Source organism: Aquitalea palustris, assembly GCF_003693445.1.
In the GTDB taxonomy this organism is placed as follows: Bacteria; Pseudomonadota; Gammaproteobacteria; order Burkholderiales; family Chromobacteriaceae; genus Aquitalea; species Aquitalea palustris.
Genome location: NZ_RFAR01000009.1, coordinates 89434 through 107820 on the forward strand (window position 1 = coordinate 89434; position 18387 = coordinate 107820).

16 protein-coding genes are annotated in these 18387 nt (G+C 57.7%); 4 read left to right on the top strand and 12 right to left on the bottom strand.

The annotated features are described in order from the left end of the window. Window positions 1–5: 5 nt before the first annotated feature. Window positions 6–1751 carry a glyoxylate carboligase gene (gene gcl, locus EAY64_RS03365; RefSeq protein ID WP_103523376.1) on the bottom strand — a complete coding sequence of 582 codons (1746 nt, stop codon included), beginning with the start codon at window positions 1749–1751 and terminating at the stop codon, window positions 6–8. Between the two features lie 284 nt (window positions 1752–2035). Between gcl and iclR the strand changes: the two genes are divergently transcribed. Next, window positions 2036–2878, top strand: a complete 843-nt coding sequence (gene iclR, locus EAY64_RS03370; RefSeq protein ID WP_103523377.1) for a glyoxylate bypass operon transcriptional repressor IclR — start codon at window positions 2036–2038, stop codon at window positions 2876–2878. A 71-nt stretch (window positions 2879–2949) separates the two neighbouring features. Here iclR and ispH read toward each other — a convergent pair whose 3' ends face one another. From ispH to EAY64_RS03410, 8 genes are all read right to left on the bottom strand, one after another. Further along, entirely contained in the window at window positions 2950–3882 is a 933-nt protein-coding gene (ispH, locus tag EAY64_RS03375) for a 4-hydroxy-3-methylbut-2-enyl diphosphate reductase (RefSeq protein ID WP_103523378.1), read from the bottom strand. 52 nt (window positions 3883–3934) lie between these two features. After that, entirely contained in the window at window positions 3935–4426 is a 492-nt protein-coding gene (gene lspA / locus EAY64_RS03380; RefSeq protein WP_226034240.1) for a signal peptidase II, read from the bottom strand. A gap of 76 nt (window positions 4427–4502) precedes the next feature. After that, window positions 4503–7289, bottom strand: a complete 2787-nt coding sequence (gene ileS / locus EAY64_RS03385; protein WP_103523380.1) for an isoleucine--tRNA ligase — start codon at window positions 7287–7289, stop codon at window positions 4503–4505. Beyond that, the gene (locus tag EAY64_RS03390) at window positions 7286–8221 is read right to left on the bottom strand and encodes a bifunctional riboflavin kinase/FAD synthetase (RefSeq protein WP_103523381.1); all 936 of its coding nucleotides are present in this window, start codon (window positions 8219–8221) and stop codon (window positions 7286–7288) included. Before EAY64_RS03390 ends, ileS begins: the two co-directional genes overlap by 4 nt. A 129-nt stretch (window positions 8222–8350) precedes the next feature. Beyond that, window positions 8351–9028: an OmpA family protein gene (locus EAY64_RS03395; RefSeq protein ID WP_103523382.1), complete on the bottom strand. Its 678-nt coding sequence runs from the start codon at window positions 9026–9028 to the stop codon at window positions 8351–8353. 238 nt (window positions 9029–9266) lie between these two features. Then, window positions 9267–9779, bottom strand: coding sequence for a DUF934 domain-containing protein (locus tag EAY64_RS03400; RefSeq protein ID WP_103523383.1), 513 nt, complete (start codon window positions 9777–9779; stop codon window positions 9267–9269). Next, entirely contained in the window at window positions 9763–11421 is a 1659-nt protein-coding gene (locus EAY64_RS03405) for a nitrite/sulfite reductase (protein ID WP_103523384.1), read from the bottom strand. The genes EAY64_RS03400 and EAY64_RS03405 overlap by 17 nt, the downstream gene beginning before the upstream one ends. A 46-nt stretch (window positions 11422–11467) precedes the next feature. After that, window positions 11468–12172 (bottom strand): phosphoadenylyl-sulfate reductase, encoded by a 705-nt coding sequence (locus tag EAY64_RS03410; protein WP_103523385.1) that lies wholly within the window; start codon window positions 12170–12172, stop codon window positions 11468–11470. A 120-nt stretch (window positions 12173–12292) separates the two neighbouring features. On the opposite strand from EAY64_RS03410, the gene cysB reads away from it, so the two are divergent. Next, entirely contained in the window at window positions 12293–13237 is a 945-nt protein-coding gene (cysB, locus tag EAY64_RS03415; RefSeq protein WP_103523386.1) for an HTH-type transcriptional regulator CysB, read from the top strand. Window positions 13238–13302: 65 nt separating this feature from the next. Here cysB and fabG read toward each other — a convergent pair whose 3' ends face one another. Next, a complete protein-coding gene (gene fabG / locus EAY64_RS03420; protein WP_103523387.1) occupies window positions 13303–14043 on the bottom strand; it encodes a 3-oxoacyl-ACP reductase FabG in 741 nt (246 codons plus the stop codon). 272 nt (window positions 14044–14315) lie between these two features. Continuing rightward, window positions 14316–15947 (bottom strand): ABC-F family ATPase, encoded by a 1632-nt coding sequence (locus EAY64_RS03425; protein WP_103523388.1) that lies wholly within the window; start codon window positions 15945–15947, stop codon window positions 14316–14318. A gap of 174 nt (window positions 15948–16121) precedes the next feature. Here EAY64_RS03425 and dapA point away from each other — a divergent pair, with 174 nt between their 5' ends. After that, the gene (gene dapA / locus EAY64_RS03430; protein ID WP_103523389.1) at window positions 16122–16997 is read left to right on the top strand and encodes a 4-hydroxy-tetrahydrodipicolinate synthase; all 876 of its coding nucleotides are present in this window, start codon (window positions 16122–16124) and stop codon (window positions 16995–16997) included. A 24-nt stretch (window positions 16998–17021) separates the two neighbouring features. After that, window positions 17022–18176 carry an NlpB/DapX family lipoprotein gene (gene bamC / locus EAY64_RS03435; protein WP_103523390.1) on the top strand — a complete coding sequence of 385 codons (1155 nt, stop codon included), beginning with the start codon at window positions 17022–17024 and terminating at the stop codon, window positions 18174–18176. Between the two features lie 13 nt (window positions 18177–18189). Here bamC and EAY64_RS20560 read toward each other — a convergent pair. Further along, a partial coding sequence (locus EAY64_RS20560; protein WP_233566463.1) for a hypothetical protein occupies window positions 18190–18387 on the bottom strand: 198 nt, incomplete at its 5' end.

The following is an 18387-nucleotide window of genomic DNA, read 5'->3' on the forward strand; positions in this document are numbered from 1 at the left end:
GCACATCAGACCGGCAGGTCGATGATGTCTTCGAACTCGTTGATGGCATTGATTTCTGCCCCCATGGCGATATTGGTGACTCTTTCCAGAATCACCTCCACCACCACGGGCACCGCATGCTGTTCCATCAGCCGCTGCGCCTCGGCCAGCCCCGCTGCCAGTTGCTCCGGATCACGGACACGCACAGCCTTGCAGCCCAGGCCTTCCACCACGCGGACATGGTCGACGCCATAACTGCCCAGCTCCGGGGCATTGATGTTTTCAAAACTGAGCTGTACGCAGTAATCGATATCAAACTGGCGCTGCGCCTGACGAATCAGGCCCAGATAGCTGTTGTTAACCAAGACATGGATGTAGGGGACACGGAACTGCGCACCAACGGCCAGCTCTTCCAGCATGAACTGGAAGTCGTAATCGCCGGAAATCGCGACGACAGCGGTGGAGGGGTCCGCCACCTTGGCGCCGATGGCGGCCGGAATGGTCCAGCCCAGCGGGCCGGCCTGGCCGCAATTGATCCAGTTGCGCGGGTGGTAGACATGCAGGAATTGCGCTGCGGCAATTTGCGACAGGCCGATGGTGCTGACATAGCGGGTGTTCTTGCCGAAAAAGCGGTTCATTTCCTCGTATACCCGCATCGGCTTGATCGGTACATTGGCATGATCACTACGACGCAGCATGCTGCTCTTGCGACGCTGGCAGGCATCGCTCCACTGCGGGCGCGTCGGCAGACGCCCCTGCTCCTGCCATTCGCGGGCAATGTCGATCAGCAGGCTCAGCGCGCTGGCGGCATCCGACACAATGCCGTAATCAGGAGCAAACACCCGGCCAATCTGGGTAGGTTCGATATCGATATGCACGAACTTGCGCCCGGCGGTATAGACATCAACCGAACCGGTATGGCGATTGGCCCAGCGATTACCGATACCAAGCACAAAATCCGCCGCCAGCAAGCTGGCATTGCCGTAGCGGTGGGAGGTTTGCAGGCCGGCCATCCCGGCCATCAGCGGATGGTCGTCCGGTATGCTGCCCCAGCCCATCAGCGTGGGAATCACCGGCACCTGGACGATTTCGGCAAAGGTGGTCAGCAGTGCCGAAGCATTGGCATTGATGATGCCGCCACCGGCCACGATCAGCGGGCGCTCCGCCTCAATCAGCATGCCCAATGCCTTTTCCAGCTGGGCACGGCTGGCCGCAGGCTTGAACACGCCTAGCGGCTGATAGGTGTCCGGGTCGAAATCGATCTCGGCCATTTGCACATCGAAAGGCAGATCGAGCAGTACTGGGCCAGGGCGTCCGGAACGCATCAGATGAAATGCTTGCTGCAAGGCCCCTGGCAGCTGGGCAGGCTCCATCACCATGGTCGCCCATTTGGCGACCGGCCGGGCGATCTCCTTGATGTCGATCGCCTGGAAATCTTCCTTGTGCAAACGCGAACGCGGCGCCTGGCCGGTAATGCACAGAATGGGAATGGAGTCGGCAGCTGCAGAATACAGGCCGGTGATCATATCGGTACCCGCCGGGCCAGACGTGCCAATGCAGACACCGATATTGCCGGCACGGGCACGGGTATAACCCTCGGCCATGTGCGATGCGCCTTCCACGTGGCGTGCTAACAGATGCCGGATACCGCCGATTTTTTTCATGGCGGCATACAGCGGGTTGATGGCAGCGCCCGGCACGCCAAAGGCCGTGTCCACCCCTTCCTTGATCAAGATATGAACGGCTGCTTCGATTGCTCGCATTTTGGCCATGGATTGCTCCTGAATTTGGCAGGCCTCACCACCTTGGTCATGGCCTAGCATGGCCTCAACTATCCCGCAGCACAGAAACATAGTCAACAAATAATGGAAATGGTTTCCATTATTTTGTATTTTAAAATTTTATCCATTAAAATCATTTTGTTACATAAAAACAAGAAAAGAAAATGAATACCGATAATCAAAAACAAGCCATGAAATCAGTAATAGCTACACCCAACTGTACCTAAGGCGTAAAATCGCAGCGAACTTCCCATCCGCCCAAGTCACGAGGACATATGGCCAAAGCCGACAGCACCCCGCGTACCCCCACCCGCAAACGAGCAGAAGGCGGAAGCGCTAGCACAGGCCAGGTGCAGTCACTGACCCGCGGTCTGGTATTGCTGGAGCGGATTGCCGAAGCACCGGCCGGCATCATGCTGACCGACCTTTCCATGCAAGTTGGCCTGCCCAACTCCACTACCCACCGCCTGCTCACTACCATGCAGCAAATGGGTTTTGTGCAGCAAACTGGTGATCTGGGACTATGGAGCATAGGCGTGCGTGCCTTTACCGTGGGGAGTGGCTTTCTTGGCAGCCGCGACCTATCCACCATCGCCATGCCGGTATTGCGCCGCACCATGGAGGCGGCAGGCGAAACCAGCAATCTGGTGGTCTTCGATACCGATGCCTGGCAAAGCGTGGTGGTCGGCCAAGTGCAATGCCGCGAACTGATGCGCATGCTCGCGCCGATTGGTGGCCGCCTGCCATTGCATGCCTCGGGCGCGGGCAAGGCTTTTCTGGCAGCCCAGGATGCAGAACACCTGAACCGTATCTTGCAAAAGACCGGCTTGCCGCATTACACCGAGCACACCATCACCACCCCCGCCCTGCTGAAAGAGCAGCTACTGCGAGTTCAGCAACAAGGCTTCGCATTTGACGATGGCGAACATGCACTGGGCCTGCGCTGTGTCGCCAGCTGCATCTATGACGAAAGTGGCCAGGCCTTCGCTGCCATCTCGGTATCCGGCCCCAAATCGCGCATCCCGGATGAGCGCATCACCCATCTGGGATCTTTGGTGATGCAGGCGGCCAGTGAAATCACCCAGCACTATGGCGGCAAACCCAGGAAAAGCAGCTGAGCCCAGCTGGCCAGCAATAAAAAAAGCTCTGCAAGCATTTGCAGAGCTTTTTTCTGATACAGCCACAACCGTTACTTGTCGCGCAGCCCTGCTGGCAAGGCAAATACGGTCGACTCTTCCACGCCATCCAGTTCGGCGATCTCTTCTGCACCATACTGGCGGATCTGATCGATGACCGCCTGCACCAGCACTTCAGGCGCACTGGCTCCAGCAGTCACACCTACACGCTGCTTGCCGGCAAACCAGGCTTCCTGCAGCAGGCTGGCATTATCGACCATATACGCATCAACTCCCTTCAGTGCTGCAACCTCACGCAGGCGATTGGAATTGGAGCTATTGGGCGATCCCACCACGATCACGATATCGCACTCGTCGGCCAGCACCTTGACCGCATCCTGACGATTCTGCGTGGCATAGCAGATATCGTCCTTCTTCGGGCTGGTAATACCCGGAAAGCGTGCTTTCAAGGCGGTGATGATGTCGCGGGTTTCATCCACCGACAGCGTGGTCTGGCTGACATAGGACAAAGCTTGCGGATTGCGCACCTGCAGGCTGGCGACATCAGCAACGTTTTCCACCAGATACATGCCGCCCTGCACCTGACCCATGGTGCCCTCCACCTCGGGGTGGCCGGCATGGCCAATCATGATGATTTCCATTGCCGCCTGATGCATGCGCTTGACCTCGACATGCACCTTGGTGACCAGCGGACAGGTGGCATCGAATACTTGCAGGCCCAGCGCCTCGGCTTCGGCGCGCACCGACAGCGGCACACCGTGCGCCGAATACACCAGGGTGCTGCCTGCCGGCACATCCTTCAGCTCTTCAATGAATACCGCACCCTTGGCACGCAGGTTTTCCACCACGAAGCGGTTGTGCACCACCTCGTGACGCACATAAATGGGGGCACCAAACTTCTCGATGGCACGCTCGACGATGGCGATGGCCCGGTCTACCCCGGCACAAAAGCCACGGGGATTGGCCAGCATGATGGTCTTCGTCATCAGCAATCCTTACAGAAAGACCGCCGCCAGCGGCGACGGTGCAAAACAGGTATCAGGCAGATTTGGGCTGTTTCATGCTGTCCAGCACCATCAGCACGGCACCAACACAGATGAAAGAGTCAGCCAGATTGAAGGCCGGGTAGTACCAGCTGTGCTGGTAATGCACCAGGATGAAATCCACCACATGGCCATAGGCCAGGCGGTCGATCACATTGCCGATGGCACCACCGATGATGAAGCTGGCAGCGATATTCATCAGGCTGGTAAAACGCCCCTTGATGATGTTCCAGCCCAGATAGCCGGACACGCCCAGCGCCAGCAGGGTGAACAAATACTTTTGCCAGCCTCCGGCATCACGCAGAAAGCTGAAGGCAGCGCCCGGATTGTAGATCAGGGTAAAGCTGAAATAGCCGGGAATGACATCCCGCATTTCACCAAACTGGTACTGGCTGTTGAAATAAATCTTGGACAACTGGTCCAGCACGATGACCAGCAGTGCCAGCCCCATCCACTTGGGCCAGCTTTTGGCGTGAGGCGCACTCATTACGGATTCCATTGCATTACATCCCTTGCCGCCAGGACGCTCCCGGGTCCTGCCCCGGGAGCCGAATCAGGCCAGATCAGGCGTGAGCCCGCTGCTCACCCTTGCCATCGATATTGTCCACGCAGCGTCCACACACCGCGCCATGACCAGCATGTGACCCGACATCGGCACGATAGTGCCAGCAACGCTCACATTTCTGGTAAGTGGACGGCGTGACCGTGATGCGGGTTTCATCTGCTTCCTTGACCCGTACCGCCGACACGATCAGCACAAACTTCAGATCATCACCCAGGCTGGCCAGTTGCTGGTACAGATCGCCGGAGGCTTCGATATCCAGTTCGGCCTGCAGCGAGGAACCGAGTTGATCGGCACTGCGCAATGCTTCGATCTGCTTGTTGACCTGGGCGCGCAGGCTGCGGATGGCATCCCACTTCTGCTGCAAGGCTTGTTCGCTGGCACTGCTCAGTGCCGGGAACTCGTGCCAGGTGTGGAAGAGTGTGGATTCTTCATCGCTCTTGGTCAGCACTTCCCACGCTTCGTCAGCGGTAAAGCATAGCACCGGTGCGATCAGCAGCAGCAGGCTGCGGCTGAGGTGGTACAAGGCAGTCTGGGCACTGCGACGAGCACGGCTGTCGGCCTGGGTGGTGTACAGGCGATCCTTGATGATGTCGAGGTAGAAGGCGCCCAGATCTTCCGAGCAATAGTTCACCACTTCCTGCATCGCATGGTGGAAGGCATAACGGGTGTACAGCTCGCCCGCCACACGCTCCTGCACCTGGCGCGCCATCAGCAAGGCGTACTGATCCAGTTCCAGCATCTCGCCAAACGGCACGGCATTGTCCAGCGGATCGAAATCCGACAGGTTAGCCAGCAGGAAGCGCAGGGTATTGCGCAGACGACGGTAGCTCTCGGTCACCCGCTTGAGAATTTCGTCGGAAATGGCCAGTTCGCCAGAGTAATCAGTCGATGCCACCCACAGGCGCAGGATGTCGGCGCCCAGGCTGTCATTCACCTTCTGCGGGGCCACCACATTGCCCTTGGACTTGGACATTTTCAGGCCCTTGCCATCCACTACAAAACCATGGGTCAGCAATTGCTTGTACGGTGCGCGGCCAATGGTAGCGCAGCCAGTGAGCAAGGAGGACTGGAACCAGCCACGATGCTGATCGCTACCTTCCAGATACAGGTCGGCCGGCCAGGCCAGCTCGGCGCGCTGCTTGAGCACGGCAAAGTGGGTGGAGCCGGAATCGAACCACACGTCCAGCGTGTCGGAAAGCTTGCGATACTGTTCGGCCTCGTCACCCAGCAGTTCACGTGCATCCAGGCTGAACCAGGCTTCGATACCCTGCTGTTCGATGCGCAGCGCCACTTCTTCCAGCAAAGCCAGCGAACGCGGATGCAGCTCGCCGCTTTCCTTGTGCACGAAGAAGGTCATCGGCACGCCCCAGTTACGCTGGCGCGAGACACACCAGTCCGGGCGGTTGCCAATCATGGCCTCCAGACGGGCACGCCCCCAGGCCGGGAAGAATTCGGTGGCATCGACTGCGCTCTTGGCACGCTCACGCAGCGCCACGCCATCCTGGCCGGCCTTGTCCATGCCGATGAACCATTGGGCTGTCGCACGGAAAATGATCGGGGTCTTGTGACGCCAGCAGTGCGGGTAGCTGTGCAGCAGGCGCGCCTGATGAATCAGGGAGCCATGTTGCTCCAGCGTCTCGATGACCTTGGGGTTGGCTTCCCATACGGTCAGACCAGCAAACAGTTCGGTGGTGGATTTGTAGCGGCCATCGTCGGCGACCGGATTATCGATGGGCAGGCCATATTGCTGCCCCACCTGGAAGTCTTCCAGACCGTGCGCCGGCGCAGTGTGCACCAGACCAGTACCCGCGTCGGTGGTAACGTGGTCGCCGCAGATCAGCGGTACGCTGCGTGCATAGAACGGGTGTTGCAGCTGGATCATGTCCAGCTCTGCGCCGATGGTTTCTCCCAGTACGACCGTATCGGAGAAGCCATAGCGCTGCAGGGCCGACTCGGCCAGCTCCTTGACCAGGAGCAGCTTGCCCTTGGGGGTTTCGATCAACTGGTAAGTCAGCGTGGCGCTCACCGCTACCGCCTGGTTGGCCGGCAGGGTCCAGGGCGTGGTGGTCCAGATGACGGCACGGGCATCACTCACCTGCGCTTCGGTCAGGCCAAACGCGGCTGCCAGCTTGTCGCTGTCCAGCACCTTGAAACCAACATCAATAGCCGGGGAGTTCTTGTCTTCGTATTCGACTTCGGCCTCGGCCAGTGCCGAGCCGCACTCGATACACCAGTGCACCGGCTTCTCACCCTTGAACAGATAGCCATTGCTGTAGATCGTGCCCAATGTGCGCACGATGTCGGCTTCGGTCTTGAAGTCCATGGTGAGGTAGGGATTGTCCCAGTCACCCAGCACGCCCAGACGGATGAAGTCCTTTTTCTGACGGGCAATCTGCTCCTTGGCATATTCTCGGCACAGCTCGCGGAACTTGGCCGCCGGAATCGCTTTACCGTGCAGCTTTTCCACCATCAGCTCGATGGGCAGGCCATGACAATCCCAGCCCGGCACGTAGGGGGCATCAAAGCCGGCCAGAGTCTTGGAGCGGACAATGATGTCCTTTAGCACCTTGTTGACGGCATGGCCGATATGGATGTCGCCATTGGCATACGGCGGGCCATCGTGCAGGATGAATTTGGGACGGCCAGCCGACAGTTTGCGTACCTTGTCGTAGCGCTTCTGTTCCTGCCAGCGCTTGACCCAGGCAGGTTCGCGCTTGGCCAGATCCCCTCGCATGGCGAACGGGGTATCCAGCAGGTTGACGGTTTTACGGTAATCGATGCTCATGCCTGCTCTCGCTGCAAACTGGTCAAATAGGTATGGGCACTGGCAGCATCGCGTTCGATCTGTGCTACCAATGCCGGCAAATTGTCATAGCGCTCTTCATCGCGCAGTTTCTTCAGGAAGCGTACCGTGACGCGCTGGCCATACAGATCGCCAGAGAAATCAAACAGATGGGCTTCCAGTTTGTAGTCGCTGCTGGTGCTGACCGTGGGGTTCAGCCCCAGGCTGGCCACACCACCCTTGCGGCCAAAGGGGGTCTCTACTTCTACCACAAACACGCCCTGTAAGGCCGGCTTCAAATGTGGAAGATGGACATTGATGGTGGGAAAACCGATGGTCCGCCCCAGTTTCTGCCCATGCATCACCTTGCCAGACAGCTGATAGGAGCGCCCCAGCAAGGCATTGGCCGCATCCATGTCCCCCAGCGCCAGCCGCTCGCGCACCAGGGTACTGGAAGCACGCTCGCCCTGGACCAGCACCGACGGCATGGCCTCGGTAACAAAATCCGGACAGGCGGACAACAAATCGAAATTCCCCTTGCGGGCAGCACCAAACTGGAAATCGTCACCAATCAGCAGATAGCGGGTTTTCAGATCACGTACCAGCACATCCTGGATGAAGGCTTCTGCGCTCATCCCGGAAAATCGCTGATTGAAACGAAAGACAAACACGTAATCCAGCAGGCCCAGTTCGCGCAAAAAGGTAAATTTGTCGCGCAAGGTGGATAGCCTGGCCGGCGGATTGCTGCGGGTGAAAAACTCGCGCGGGTGTGGTTCGAACGTCAGCAGCGCAGTGGGCAAGGAACGGGCCTTGGCCTCTTCCTTGAGGCGCTGCAGCATGTGCTGGTGGCCCAGATGCACGCCATCGAAATTGCCGATGGTCAGTGCACAGCCAGCGAGCCCAAAGCGTCGCGGGTCTCCTAGAAATACCTGCATGTGCTGCCTAGCATCCTGAAAACCTACGATTGTAGCCGTGCGTAGCGCGCAGCGTCCAGCCAAGCGCACAGATGGTGCAAAACAAAAAAGCCCCACATCCGTGGGGCTTTTCAGGTCTACCGTAGCAGATTACTGCTGGGTGGTAACCTTAACGGCGTCGATGACTACGTCAACACGACGATCCGGCTCGATGCAGGCCTTGATTTCAGCATTTTGCTTCTTGTTCTTGGCATACTTCGGGAACTTGGACTTGCACTCGTCGGTCATCTTGGCATCAGCCTTGCCCTTGCCAACTGCAGTCACCTTCTCAGCCGGTACGCCGGCGTTTACGAAGTATTCCTTAACAGCGTCAGCACGCTTCTGCGACAGAGCGTTGTTGTACTTGTCGCTACCCAGGAAGTCGGTGTAACCGTCGATTTCAACACCGTTCAGAACGCCTTGACCAGCGTGAGCCTTCAGCTTGGCAACCAGCGGATCCAGTTCGTTCTTGGCATCAGCACGCAGGGTAGCCTTGTCGAAGTTGAACAGAACCTTGGCGGACAGGGTTACGTGTTCCTTCACGGAAACCGGAGCAGCCTTCGGAGCTTGCACTACCGGAGCAACCGGCTTGGCAGCTTCGCGATCGCCACACTCAACCAGGCCATCCTTGGCCTTGTCGAAGTAGGTGGTGTGCCAGCATTCGCCGTAGTTGTTACGGGAAACGGCATCAGTGGTTTGATCTACGGTGTAGCCCGGCTTAGCTGCGAACGCGCTAGCAGAAACCAGCAGAGCAGCAACCAGGGCGCTCAGTTTCAGCTGTTTAGTCATATTATTCCCTCTTTTATCTATGAATCGGTATTGATGCGGTTGACGCAAACACCACGCGGACAATTCTACTGCAAACAACAGGGTAAGCGCCAAACTGTGTTTATGCAGTTAACGGGCACTATAGAAATGCGTCCACCCGGTGTCAACACAGCACGACAGCTGCTGCAGAGAAAATGTTGCAAAAAAGCATCAAAATTTAGACTGAAGTCAGCACTTCTGTATCATTAACACGACACTATCACAGCGATGTTACACGCCGACGAAACAGGGGAACCGGTTCACGATGGGTGGACTGGTAGCGTTCCGTGAAGGTGTCATATCCGGACAGAGCCGTGTCAATAGCCTTACCATCCTTGATTTCAAAGGCATTGAAGCCAACCTGCCAGAGATAGTGCAGCAAATCCACCCACACGTCGCCCAAGGCTCTTAACTCACCGGCATAGCTGTATCGTTCGCGCAACAGTCGTCCCAGACTGTAACCTCGACCATCGGTAAAGGCCGGAAAATCTACGGCCACCAGTGGCAATGCAGCCAGATCTGCAGCCAGCAGCTGCGGATCGTCCGCCGGAGCCAGCCAGACCGCAGTCTTGCCCGAGCGAGCCAACCAGCTGGCCTTGTCGGCCAGCCATTGCGACAGCGGAACGATCACGTCGACATCGGGCGCCACGGCTGGATACTGCCCTTCGGCATCGGCACGCAGGATTTGCCAGCCATCCTGAACAATCTGACCATCTTTAATGATGCTTTGCATAAACGCGCTCCTTGAAGGGGTCGAGGCCAATGCGGCGTACGGTTTCGATAAAGCGCTCGCCGGCTGCGCGCTGCTCCAGATATACGGTCATGATTTTTTCGAAAGCCAAAGGCACATCCGCCTGGGCAAACGAAGGACCAATCACCTTGCCAATGGTGGTGTGGCTACCCTGGCTGCCGCCAAGAGTGATCTGGTACCACTCCTCGCCATTCTTGTCGACGCCCAGAATGCCGATATTACCGATGTGATGATGGCCGCAGGCATTCATGCAACCGGAGAAATTGCAGTCGATGTCCCCCAGATCAAACAGGTAATCCAGATCCTCAAAGCGGGTCTGGATGGCTTCTGCCACCGGGATGGAGCGTGCATTGGCCAGGCTGCAGAAGTCACCACCCGGGCAGCAGATGATGTCAGTGAGCAGGCCGATGTTGGGTGTGGCAAAGCCCTGGCTCTTGGCCAGTTGCCAGACTTCATACAAATCACTTTCGCGTACATCCGGCAGAATCAGGTTTTGCTCGTGTGCCACGCGCAGTTCGCCATAACCGAAACGGTCGGCCCAGTCGGCCGCAGCGTCCATTTGCTCGGCACTGATGTCACCCGGCGGCACGCCGGTTTTCTTCAGCGACAGTACCACCGAGCGATAGCCGGCACGCTTGTGCAGACGGGTATTCCGTTCCACCCAGCGGGCGAAGGCGGGCTCTTCTGCCAGTTTGCTGCTGAATTCGGGCGGATTGGCAGACAGCTGTTCATAGTCAGGGTCGATGAAGAAGGAGGCATAGTGTGCGACATCGACATCACGCAGAGTGGACGGGCCATCCTTCAGATGCAGCCATTCGTCTTCCACCTTGGCGGCAAAGGCCTCCACGGTCATGGCCTTGACCAGGATCTTGATGCGCGCCTTGTATTTATTGTCACGTCGGCCAAAGCGGTTGTACACGCGGAGTACCGCATCCAGGTAGGTCAGCAAGTGGCGGGTGGGCAGGAAGGACTTGACCACTTCACCGACTATCGGCGTACGGCCCAGACCACCACCAACAATCACTTTAAAGCCGACTTCACCGGCCTCGTTGCGTACCACATGCAGGCCGATATCGTGCACCTGGGTGGCCGCGCGGTCTTCCACGCTGCCGGAAACGGCAATCTTGAACTTGCGTGGCAGGAAAGCGAATTCCGGATGCAGGGTGCTCCACTGGCGAATGATTTCGCAATAGGCACGCGGATCCAGCAATTCGTCCTGGGCGACGCCGGCAAATGCGTCGGTAGTGGTGTTGCGCACGCAGTTGCCGGAGGTCTGGATGGCGTGCATTTCCACTTCGGCCAGTTCGGCCAGAATATCCGGTACCCGCGCCAGTTCCGGCCAGTTGAACTGGATGTTCTGCCGCGTGGTCAGGTGAGCGTAGCTTTTGTCGTACTGGCGGGCGATGTGCGCCAGCTTGCGCAATTGGTGGCTTGCCAGGTGACCATAGGGAATGGCCACCCGCAGCATGGGAGCGTGGCGCTGCACGTAAAGACCATTCATCAGCCGCAGCGGGCGGAATTCATCTTCGGACAGCTGACCCGCGAGAAAGCGCTGAGTCTGATCACGAAACTGCTCGACACGCTCGCGCACAATGCGATGGTCGACTTCATCATAACGGTACATGGTTCGATGTCCTTGGGTAAGGTTGGCCTGTACTGGCCGGCCAGCCTTATGCTGGGCGCTTGAGCGGGCTTGCCTTGATGTGCAGGCCACACTCCTTGGATTCCGGATTTTCCCACCACCAGCGGCCAGCACGCACGTCCTCACCGACCGTGATCGAACGGGTACAGGGTGCACAGCCGATAGAGGGGTAACGCTGATCGTGCAAGGCGTTGTAGGGCACATCGTTACTGCGGATGTATTCCCATACTTCGGCCTCGGTCCATTCGATCAGCGGATTGAATTTCATCAGGCCATTGTCGGCATCGAATTCCTGATTACCCAGGTCCTGGCGCGTCGGCGACTGCTCGCGACGCAGGCCGGTAATCCAGGCTGACTTGCCCGCCAGGGCACGTTTCAGCGGCTCTATCTTGCGAATCTGGCAACAGGATTTGCGCAGCTCCACGCTGTGATAGAAACCATTGATGCCATGAGTATTGACGTAGGCTTCGGTGGCACCGGTTTGCGGGAAGTACACCGTGACCGGAACGGCCGGGTAGCGCTCGGCGACCTGCTGCATCAGGGTATAGGTTTCCACCGGCAGGCGCCCGGTGTCCAGGCTGAACACCTGCAGCGGCAGGGCCAGGCGGGCGATCAGGTCGGTCAGCACCATGTCTTCGGCGCCATAGCTGTTGGCCAGCACCGCATCCGGGTGCTTGGTGGCAATCTCCGTCAGCAAGGTTTGGGTTGCGGCAAGTTTCACATCCAGGCTCATCGAGCGCTCCACATAGGTATAGTCTGGCTAGGGCATCATCCTACCCAAGCCCCATATAAACCTAAAAGAATATTGTGTTAGTATTTAATGCCTACAGGTTTTATGGAACATGCCCGTCTTATGAAACTGCAACAGCTGCGCTATCTGGTCGAAGTGGCCAAACAGGGCCTGAATGTCTCCGAAGCAGCGGAAAAGCTGCACACTTCTCAGCCCGGCATTTCCAAACAGATTCGCCTGCTGGAAGACGAACTGGGCATTCAGGTATTCATCCGCAATGGCAAGCGCGTGGTGTCGGTTTCCGAACCAGGCAAGGAAGTGCTGCGCATTTCCGAGCGCATTCTACGTGAAGCACAGAACCTGAAACGGGTAGGTGATGAATTTTCGCGGGAATCGGAAGGTGCGCTGACCATTGCCACCACCCATACCCAGGCCCGCTACGCCTTGCCCCCCACTATCGCGGCCTTTGTACAACGCTACCCCAAGGTCAGACTCTCCATCAAACAGGGCAGTCCGACCCAGATTTGCGAAATGGTGGTGTCCGGCGAGGCTGATCTGGCGGTAGCGACCGAAGGCATTGCGCTCTACAAAGAGCTGGCGATGCTACCCTGCTACGAATGGAACCGTTCGGTGGTGGTGCCGCAGGATCACCCGCTCTTGCAACTGGAACGCCCGATTACCCTGGCTGATATCGCCAGTTATCCGATTGTCACTTACGACTTTGCCTTTGCCGGCCGCTCGAAAATCAACAAGGCCTTTGCTGATCAGGGGCTGAGTCCGAACGTGGTGCTCACGGCCATCGATACCGATGTGATCAAGACCTATGTGTCGCTTGGCCTGGGCATCGGCATCATCGCCAGCATGGCGTTCGAACCGACGCGTGACGCCGGTTTGCGCATCATCGATGCCGGTCATCTGTTCGAGCCGTCGACTACCAAGATCGGTATCCGCAAGGATGCCTATCTGCGTGGCTTTGCCTACACTTTTGTCGAACTGTTTGCGCCCCACCTGCACCGACGTGAAGTGGATGCGGCCTTGCTGGCTCATGACAGCGATCTGGATGACTGAAACAAGCTAGCAGACAAACAAACGCCCCGGCATGCCGGGGCGTTTGTTCTGATGACAAGCCGCAATTACAGCGTCAGGCCACCGGTCACTTCGATCGCCGCGCCATTGATGTAGCTGGCTTCGTCCGATGCCAGGAAGGCATAGACATTGGCGATTTCGGCCGGATCGGCCATGCGCTTCATCGGCACCTTGTCTTCCATGGCCTGGATCACTTTTTCCGGCATGGATTTCAGGATCGGGGTAGCGACAAAGCCCGGGCATACGGCGTTAGCACGGATACCCTTCTTGCCCAATTCCTTGGCCCAGGTCTTGACGAAGCCGATTACACCGAACTTGGTGGCCGCGTAGTTGGTCTGGCCGAAATTGCCATAAACGCCGACTACCGAGGATGCGTTCAGGATGACGCCACTACCCTGCTCCACCATGGTATCCACCACGGCACGAGCGCAGTTGTATACGCCCTTCAGGTTGATGTCGATCACCTTGTCGAACTGATCATCGGTCATCTTGATCAGCTGGGCGTCCATCACGATGCCCGCATTGTTCACCAGTACGTCGATGCGGCCAAAGCGTGCTTTCAGATCACCAACCATATCGGCGATCTGTGCCTTGTCCGTTACGTTTACCTGGTAGCCGACAGCCTCCCCGCCCAGAGCCTTCAGTTCTTCCACCACCGCATTGACAACGTCAAGGTTCAGGTCACAGACGGCAACGATAGCGCCTTCCTTGACGAACTTTTCCGCAGTAGCCTTGCCGATGCCGCTGGCACCGCCAGTGATGATGGAGACTTTCCCTTTCAATCGCATGGTTCTTCCTTCATTAACTTGAGGTTGCAGGCAACCCGATCACGGGTCGACTTTCGGGCTCCACCATCGACCCATTCGAGATCAGGTTCCTGTTCTTGTCTTGTAATTATTATGTCGGCACTACGTAAAAACGGGAGCATCGTGCGCTGTCGTTATTGCAGCGCAACACAATGTCGCACTGCAATATAGCGCACCTGCTCCCGTCGGTAAAGCAATCGCTCTAGCCGGCCTGTTGCGATGACAAAGGCAAGGCTGGCAGCGTGTCTTCCTGCTTACTCCAGGCCCTTGCTGGCCAGATAATCCTCGTAATTGCCGGTGTAGTAGTCATAGCCGCCCTTGCCATCCAGCTCCAGCACATGGGTTGCCAGCGAGCTGACGAACTGACGGTCGTGCGACACGAAAATCAGTGTTCCCTTGTACTTTTCCAGCGCCATGTTCAGCGCTTCGATGGATTCCATATCCATGTGGTTGGTCGGTTCGTCCATGATCATCACGTTCGGCTTTTGCAGCAGCAGCTTGCCATACAGCATGCGGCCCTTCTCGCCACCGGACAGTACGCGCACCGGCTTGGTCACCTCGTCGCCGCCAAACAACAAGCGGCCCAGCGTGCCACGGATAACCTGCTCGTCGTCGCCTTCCTGGCCCCACTCGCGCATCCATTCGGTCAGCGTCATGTCGCTGTCGAACTCGGCTTCGTGGTCCTGAGCGAAATAACCGATCTGTGCCTTTTCCGCCCACTTGATATTGCCGTAGTCGGCCGTCAGGCCTTCGGCCAGACGCGCTTCGAATGCACCAGCCAGCAACTTGACCAGCGAAGTCTTACCGGCGCCGTTCGGGCCGATCACCGCCAGGCGGGCACCCGCTTCCAAGATGAAACTCATGTCCTTGAACAGCACTTTGTTGTCGTAGGCCTTGTTCAGGCTTTCCACTTCCACCGCCTGACGATGCAGCTTGAAGCGGTCGTCGGTTTCAAAGCGGATAAACGGGCTCTGACGGCTGGATGGCTTTACATCCACCATCTCGGACTTCAGCTTGTCCACCTGCTTCAGGCGGGAAGTCGCCTGGCGTGCCTTGGACTTGTTGGCCGAGAAACGCGCCACGAACTCTTGCAGCTCCTGGATACGCTCCTTGGCCTTGCTATTGGACGACAACTGGCGTTCGCGTGCCTGGGCCGAGGCAATCATGTAATCGTCGTAATTACCCGGATAGATGCGAATGGTGTTGTAGTCCAGATCCGCCATGTGAGTACACACGGAGTTCAGGAAGTGACGGTCATGCGAAATGATGATCATGGTGGAATTGCGCTCGTTCAGCACATTTTCCAGCCAGCGAATGGTGTTGATGTCCAGGTTGTTGGTCGGTTCGTCCAGCAACAGGATGTCCGGGTTGGAGAACAGCGCCTGCGCCAGCAAAACACGCAGCTTCCAGCCTGGAGCCACTTCGCTCATCGGGCCAAAATGCTGCTCGACCGGAATGCCTACCCCCATCAACAGCTCACCAGCGCGAGCTTCGGCGGTATAGCCATCGTACTCGGCGAACTTGGCTTCCAGTTCGGCCGCGTGCATGTAGTCATCTTCGGTGGCTTCGAGATTGGCATAAATGGCGTCGCGTTCGCTCATTGCCGACCACATTTCGGTGTGGCCCATCAGCACGACATCAATGACGCGCTGCTCTTCGTAACCAAACTGGTCCTGACGCAGCTTGCCCAGGCGCAGACCATTTTCAATGGCCACTTCGCCACTGGTCTGTTCCAGGTCACCGCCCAGAATTTTCATAAATGTCGATTTGCCGGAACCGTTGGCACCAATCAGGCCATAACGGTTGCCTTCGCCAAACTTGACGGAAACCTTTTCAAACAAAGGCTTCACGCCAAACTGCATGGTAATGTTGCTAGTGGTAATCACGCTTGAGATCCTTCAGCCAGTCCAGCCGTAAGTATCGGAAAAACCGTGGATTCTATCACATCGGCACGACAATCCGGCGCTCGGCACCAAATGCGATGACATGCTTTTGACCCGTAGGGGAATTCCGCTACAATCGAAGACTTTGAATCCTCATCCCTAGATATAGGCAGAACTATGCTTACCGGTAGCTTGGTTGCCCTGGTCACCCCGATGACCACAGATGGTCGGGTCGACTTCGAATCGCTCTCCCGCCTCGTTGATTTCCACATCGACAACGGAACCAGCGGCATTGTCGCCGTCGGCACCACTGGCGAATCCGCCACGCTGGCCGTTGACGAACACATCGCTGTTGTCGAAGCCGTCATCAAACAAGCCAAGGGACGCGTCAAGGTAATCGCTGGCACCGGGGCGAACTCCACCGCCGAAGCCATCGAACTGGCCGCACATGCCAAACAGGCAGGCGCCGACATGACCCTGTCTGTCGTGCCCTACTACAACAAGCCGACTCAGGAAGGCATGTACCGCCACTTCCGCGCCATTGCAGAAAGTGTCGACATCCCGGTGATCCTGTATAACGTACCGGGCCGTACTGTTGCCGACATGAATAACGACACGGTGCTGCGCCTGACCCAGGTACCCGGCATCATCGGCCTCAAAGACGCCACCGGCGATATCGGCCGCGCCTGCGACCTGATCAGCCGCGTTCCGAAGAATTTCGCGCTGTACTCCGGCGATGACGCTACCGGCATGGCTTTCATGTTGTGCGGCGGCAATGGGGTGATTTCGGTTACTTCCAATGTGGCACCGAAACTGATGAGCCAGATGTGTGCCGCTGCCATCGCCGGCAACGCTGCACTGGCTCGCGAACTGAATGACAAGTTGCAGGGCCTGCACAAGCAGTTGTTTGCCGAACCCAATCCGATTCCGGCCAAATGGGTGCTGCAAGAGCTGGGCCTGATTCCTGACGGTATCCGCCTGCCCCTTCATGTGATGTCGGAAAGCCTGCGCCCGCAGCTGACCGCCGCCATGAAGCAGGCTGAACTCATCTAACCCCCTGACGACAAGGGAGTCCGCATGAAACGAAGCGCGCCCGCCGCGATTCTGCTGGCAACCGGCATCCTCGCCGGTTGCAGCACCTCCAATCCGCTGGAAAAGAAGCTGGACTACAAGTCCGCTGAGCCGCCCAAACTGGGCAACTCGCTGGAAGTACCGCCAGACCTGACTGCACCGCAAATCCAGAACAAATACGTGATTCCGGCTACAGGTAGCGCATCGGCACTGGCCAGCAGCAACAATGCCGCTGCCGCACAACAAACAGCACAGCCGGCAACGACTGAAACGGTTGCCATCAAGAGTATCGACAACATCACCATGGAACGCGCCGGCACCCAGCGCTGGCTCGCCGTGAAGGGCAAGTCACCTGCCGAACTGTGGCCGGTACTGAAAGCCTTCTGGCAGGAAAACGGCTTTGTCATCAAGACCGAAGAGCCTGACCTCGGCATCATGGAAACCGACTGGGCCGAAAATCGCGCCAAGCTGCCGGCTGATGGCATTCGCAAGCTAATGGAAACCGTTGGCCTGGGCGGCGCAATGTCGACCCCGGAACGCGACAAATTCCGCATCCGTCTGGAAAAGACTGCCAACGGCACCGAAATTTACTTCTCGCATCGCGGCATGTACGAAACCTTCATCAACGAAGGCAAATCGGACACGATGTGGCAACCGCGTCCGGTGGACCCGAATCTGGAAGCCGAACTGCTGGGTCGTTTCATGATCCGCATGGGCATTACCGAAGAAAAGGCCAAGGAAGCGCTCAAGCAAACGCAGACCGCGGCAGACAAGCCCAAAGAAGCAATTGTGGATGGCAAGCTGAACATCAACGACAGCTTCGACCGCGCATGGCGCCGTGTGGGCCTGGCTCTCGATCGTATTGGCCTGGTCGTCAACGACCGCGATCGCTCGCAAGGCATTTACTATGTGAAGCCTGCCAAGGGCGAGTTGGACAAGAACGACGGCAGCTCCAGTGGTGGTTTCTGGTCCAGCCTGGCCTTCTGGAAGAGCAAGGAAGCTGAAGACAAGACCAGCCCCACCGGGCCGGAATACCGCATCCTGGTCAAGGATGTCGGCAATGGCCTGAGCACTCTTGCCGTACAGGACAAGCAAGGCAAGCAACTGTCAGACAGCTTCGCCAAATCCGTTCTGTCCAAGCTTCAGACGGAACTGCAGTAAGGCCAGCGCCTTCTTAAGAAAAAAGCCCGCACAAGCGGGCTTTTTTCTTGCCTGCACCGGAAGCAACACAAGGCTTCTGGTGCATGGACGTAAAAAAACCGGCCGAAGCCGGTTTTTGGTGCTTTCGCGCTGAATTACTGAGCAGCGGAAGCAGCCGGAGCGGAAGCAGCAGCAGCGGAAGCGTCAGCAGCCGGAGCGGAAGCGTCAGCAG

Excerpts from the sequence above, each read along its gene's own strand:
- EAY64_RS03395 (WP_103523382.1), bottom strand. The coding sequence starts at position 9,028 with ATGACTAAACAGCTGAAACTGAGCGCCCTGGTTGCTGCTCTGCTGGTT.
- gcl (WP_103523376.1), bottom strand. The coding sequence starts at position 1,751 with ATGGCCAAAATGCGAGCAATCGAAGCAGCCGTTCATATCTTGATCAAG.
- lspA (WP_226034240.1), bottom strand. The coding sequence starts at position 4,426 with ATGAGTGCGCCTCACGCCAAAAGCTGGCCCAAGTGGATGGGGCTGGCA.
- bamC (WP_103523390.1), top strand. The coding sequence starts at position 17,022 with ATGAAACGAAGCGCGCCCGCCGCGATTCTGCTGGCAACCGGCATCCTC.
- EAY64_RS03405 (WP_103523384.1), bottom strand. The coding sequence starts at position 11,421 with ATGTACCGTTATGATGAAGTCGACCATCGCATTGTGCGCGAGCGTGTC.
- iclR (WP_103523377.1), top strand. The coding sequence starts at position 2,036 with ATGGCCAAAGCCGACAGCACCCCGCGTACCCCCACCCGCAAACGAGCA.
- cysB (WP_103523386.1), top strand. The coding sequence starts at position 12,293 with ATGAAACTGCAACAGCTGCGCTATCTGGTCGAAGTGGCCAAACAGGGC.
- dapA (WP_103523389.1), top strand. The coding sequence starts at position 16,122 with ATGCTTACCGGTAGCTTGGTTGCCCTGGTCACCCCGATGACCACAGAT.
- ispH (WP_103523378.1), bottom strand. The coding sequence starts at position 3,882 with ATGACGAAGACCATCATGCTGGCCAATCCCCGTGGCTTTTGTGCCGGG.
- EAY64_RS03390 (WP_103523381.1), bottom strand. The coding sequence starts at position 8,221 with ATGCAGGTATTTCTAGGAGACCCGCGACGCTTTGGGCTCGCTGGCTGT.
- ileS (WP_103523380.1), bottom strand. The coding sequence starts at position 7,289 with ATGAGCATCGATTACCGTAAAACCGTCAACCTGCTGGATACCCCGTTC.
- EAY64_RS03410 (WP_103523385.1), bottom strand. The coding sequence starts at position 12,172 with ATGAGCCTGGATGTGAAACTTGCCGCAACCCAAACCTTGCTGACGGAG.
- EAY64_RS03400 (WP_103523383.1), bottom strand. The coding sequence starts at position 9,779 with ATGCAAAGCATCATTAAAGATGGTCAGATTGTTCAGGATGGCTGGCAA.
- fabG (WP_103523387.1), bottom strand. The coding sequence starts at position 14,043 with ATGCGATTGAAAGGGAAAGTCTCCATCATCACTGGCGGTGCCAGCGGC.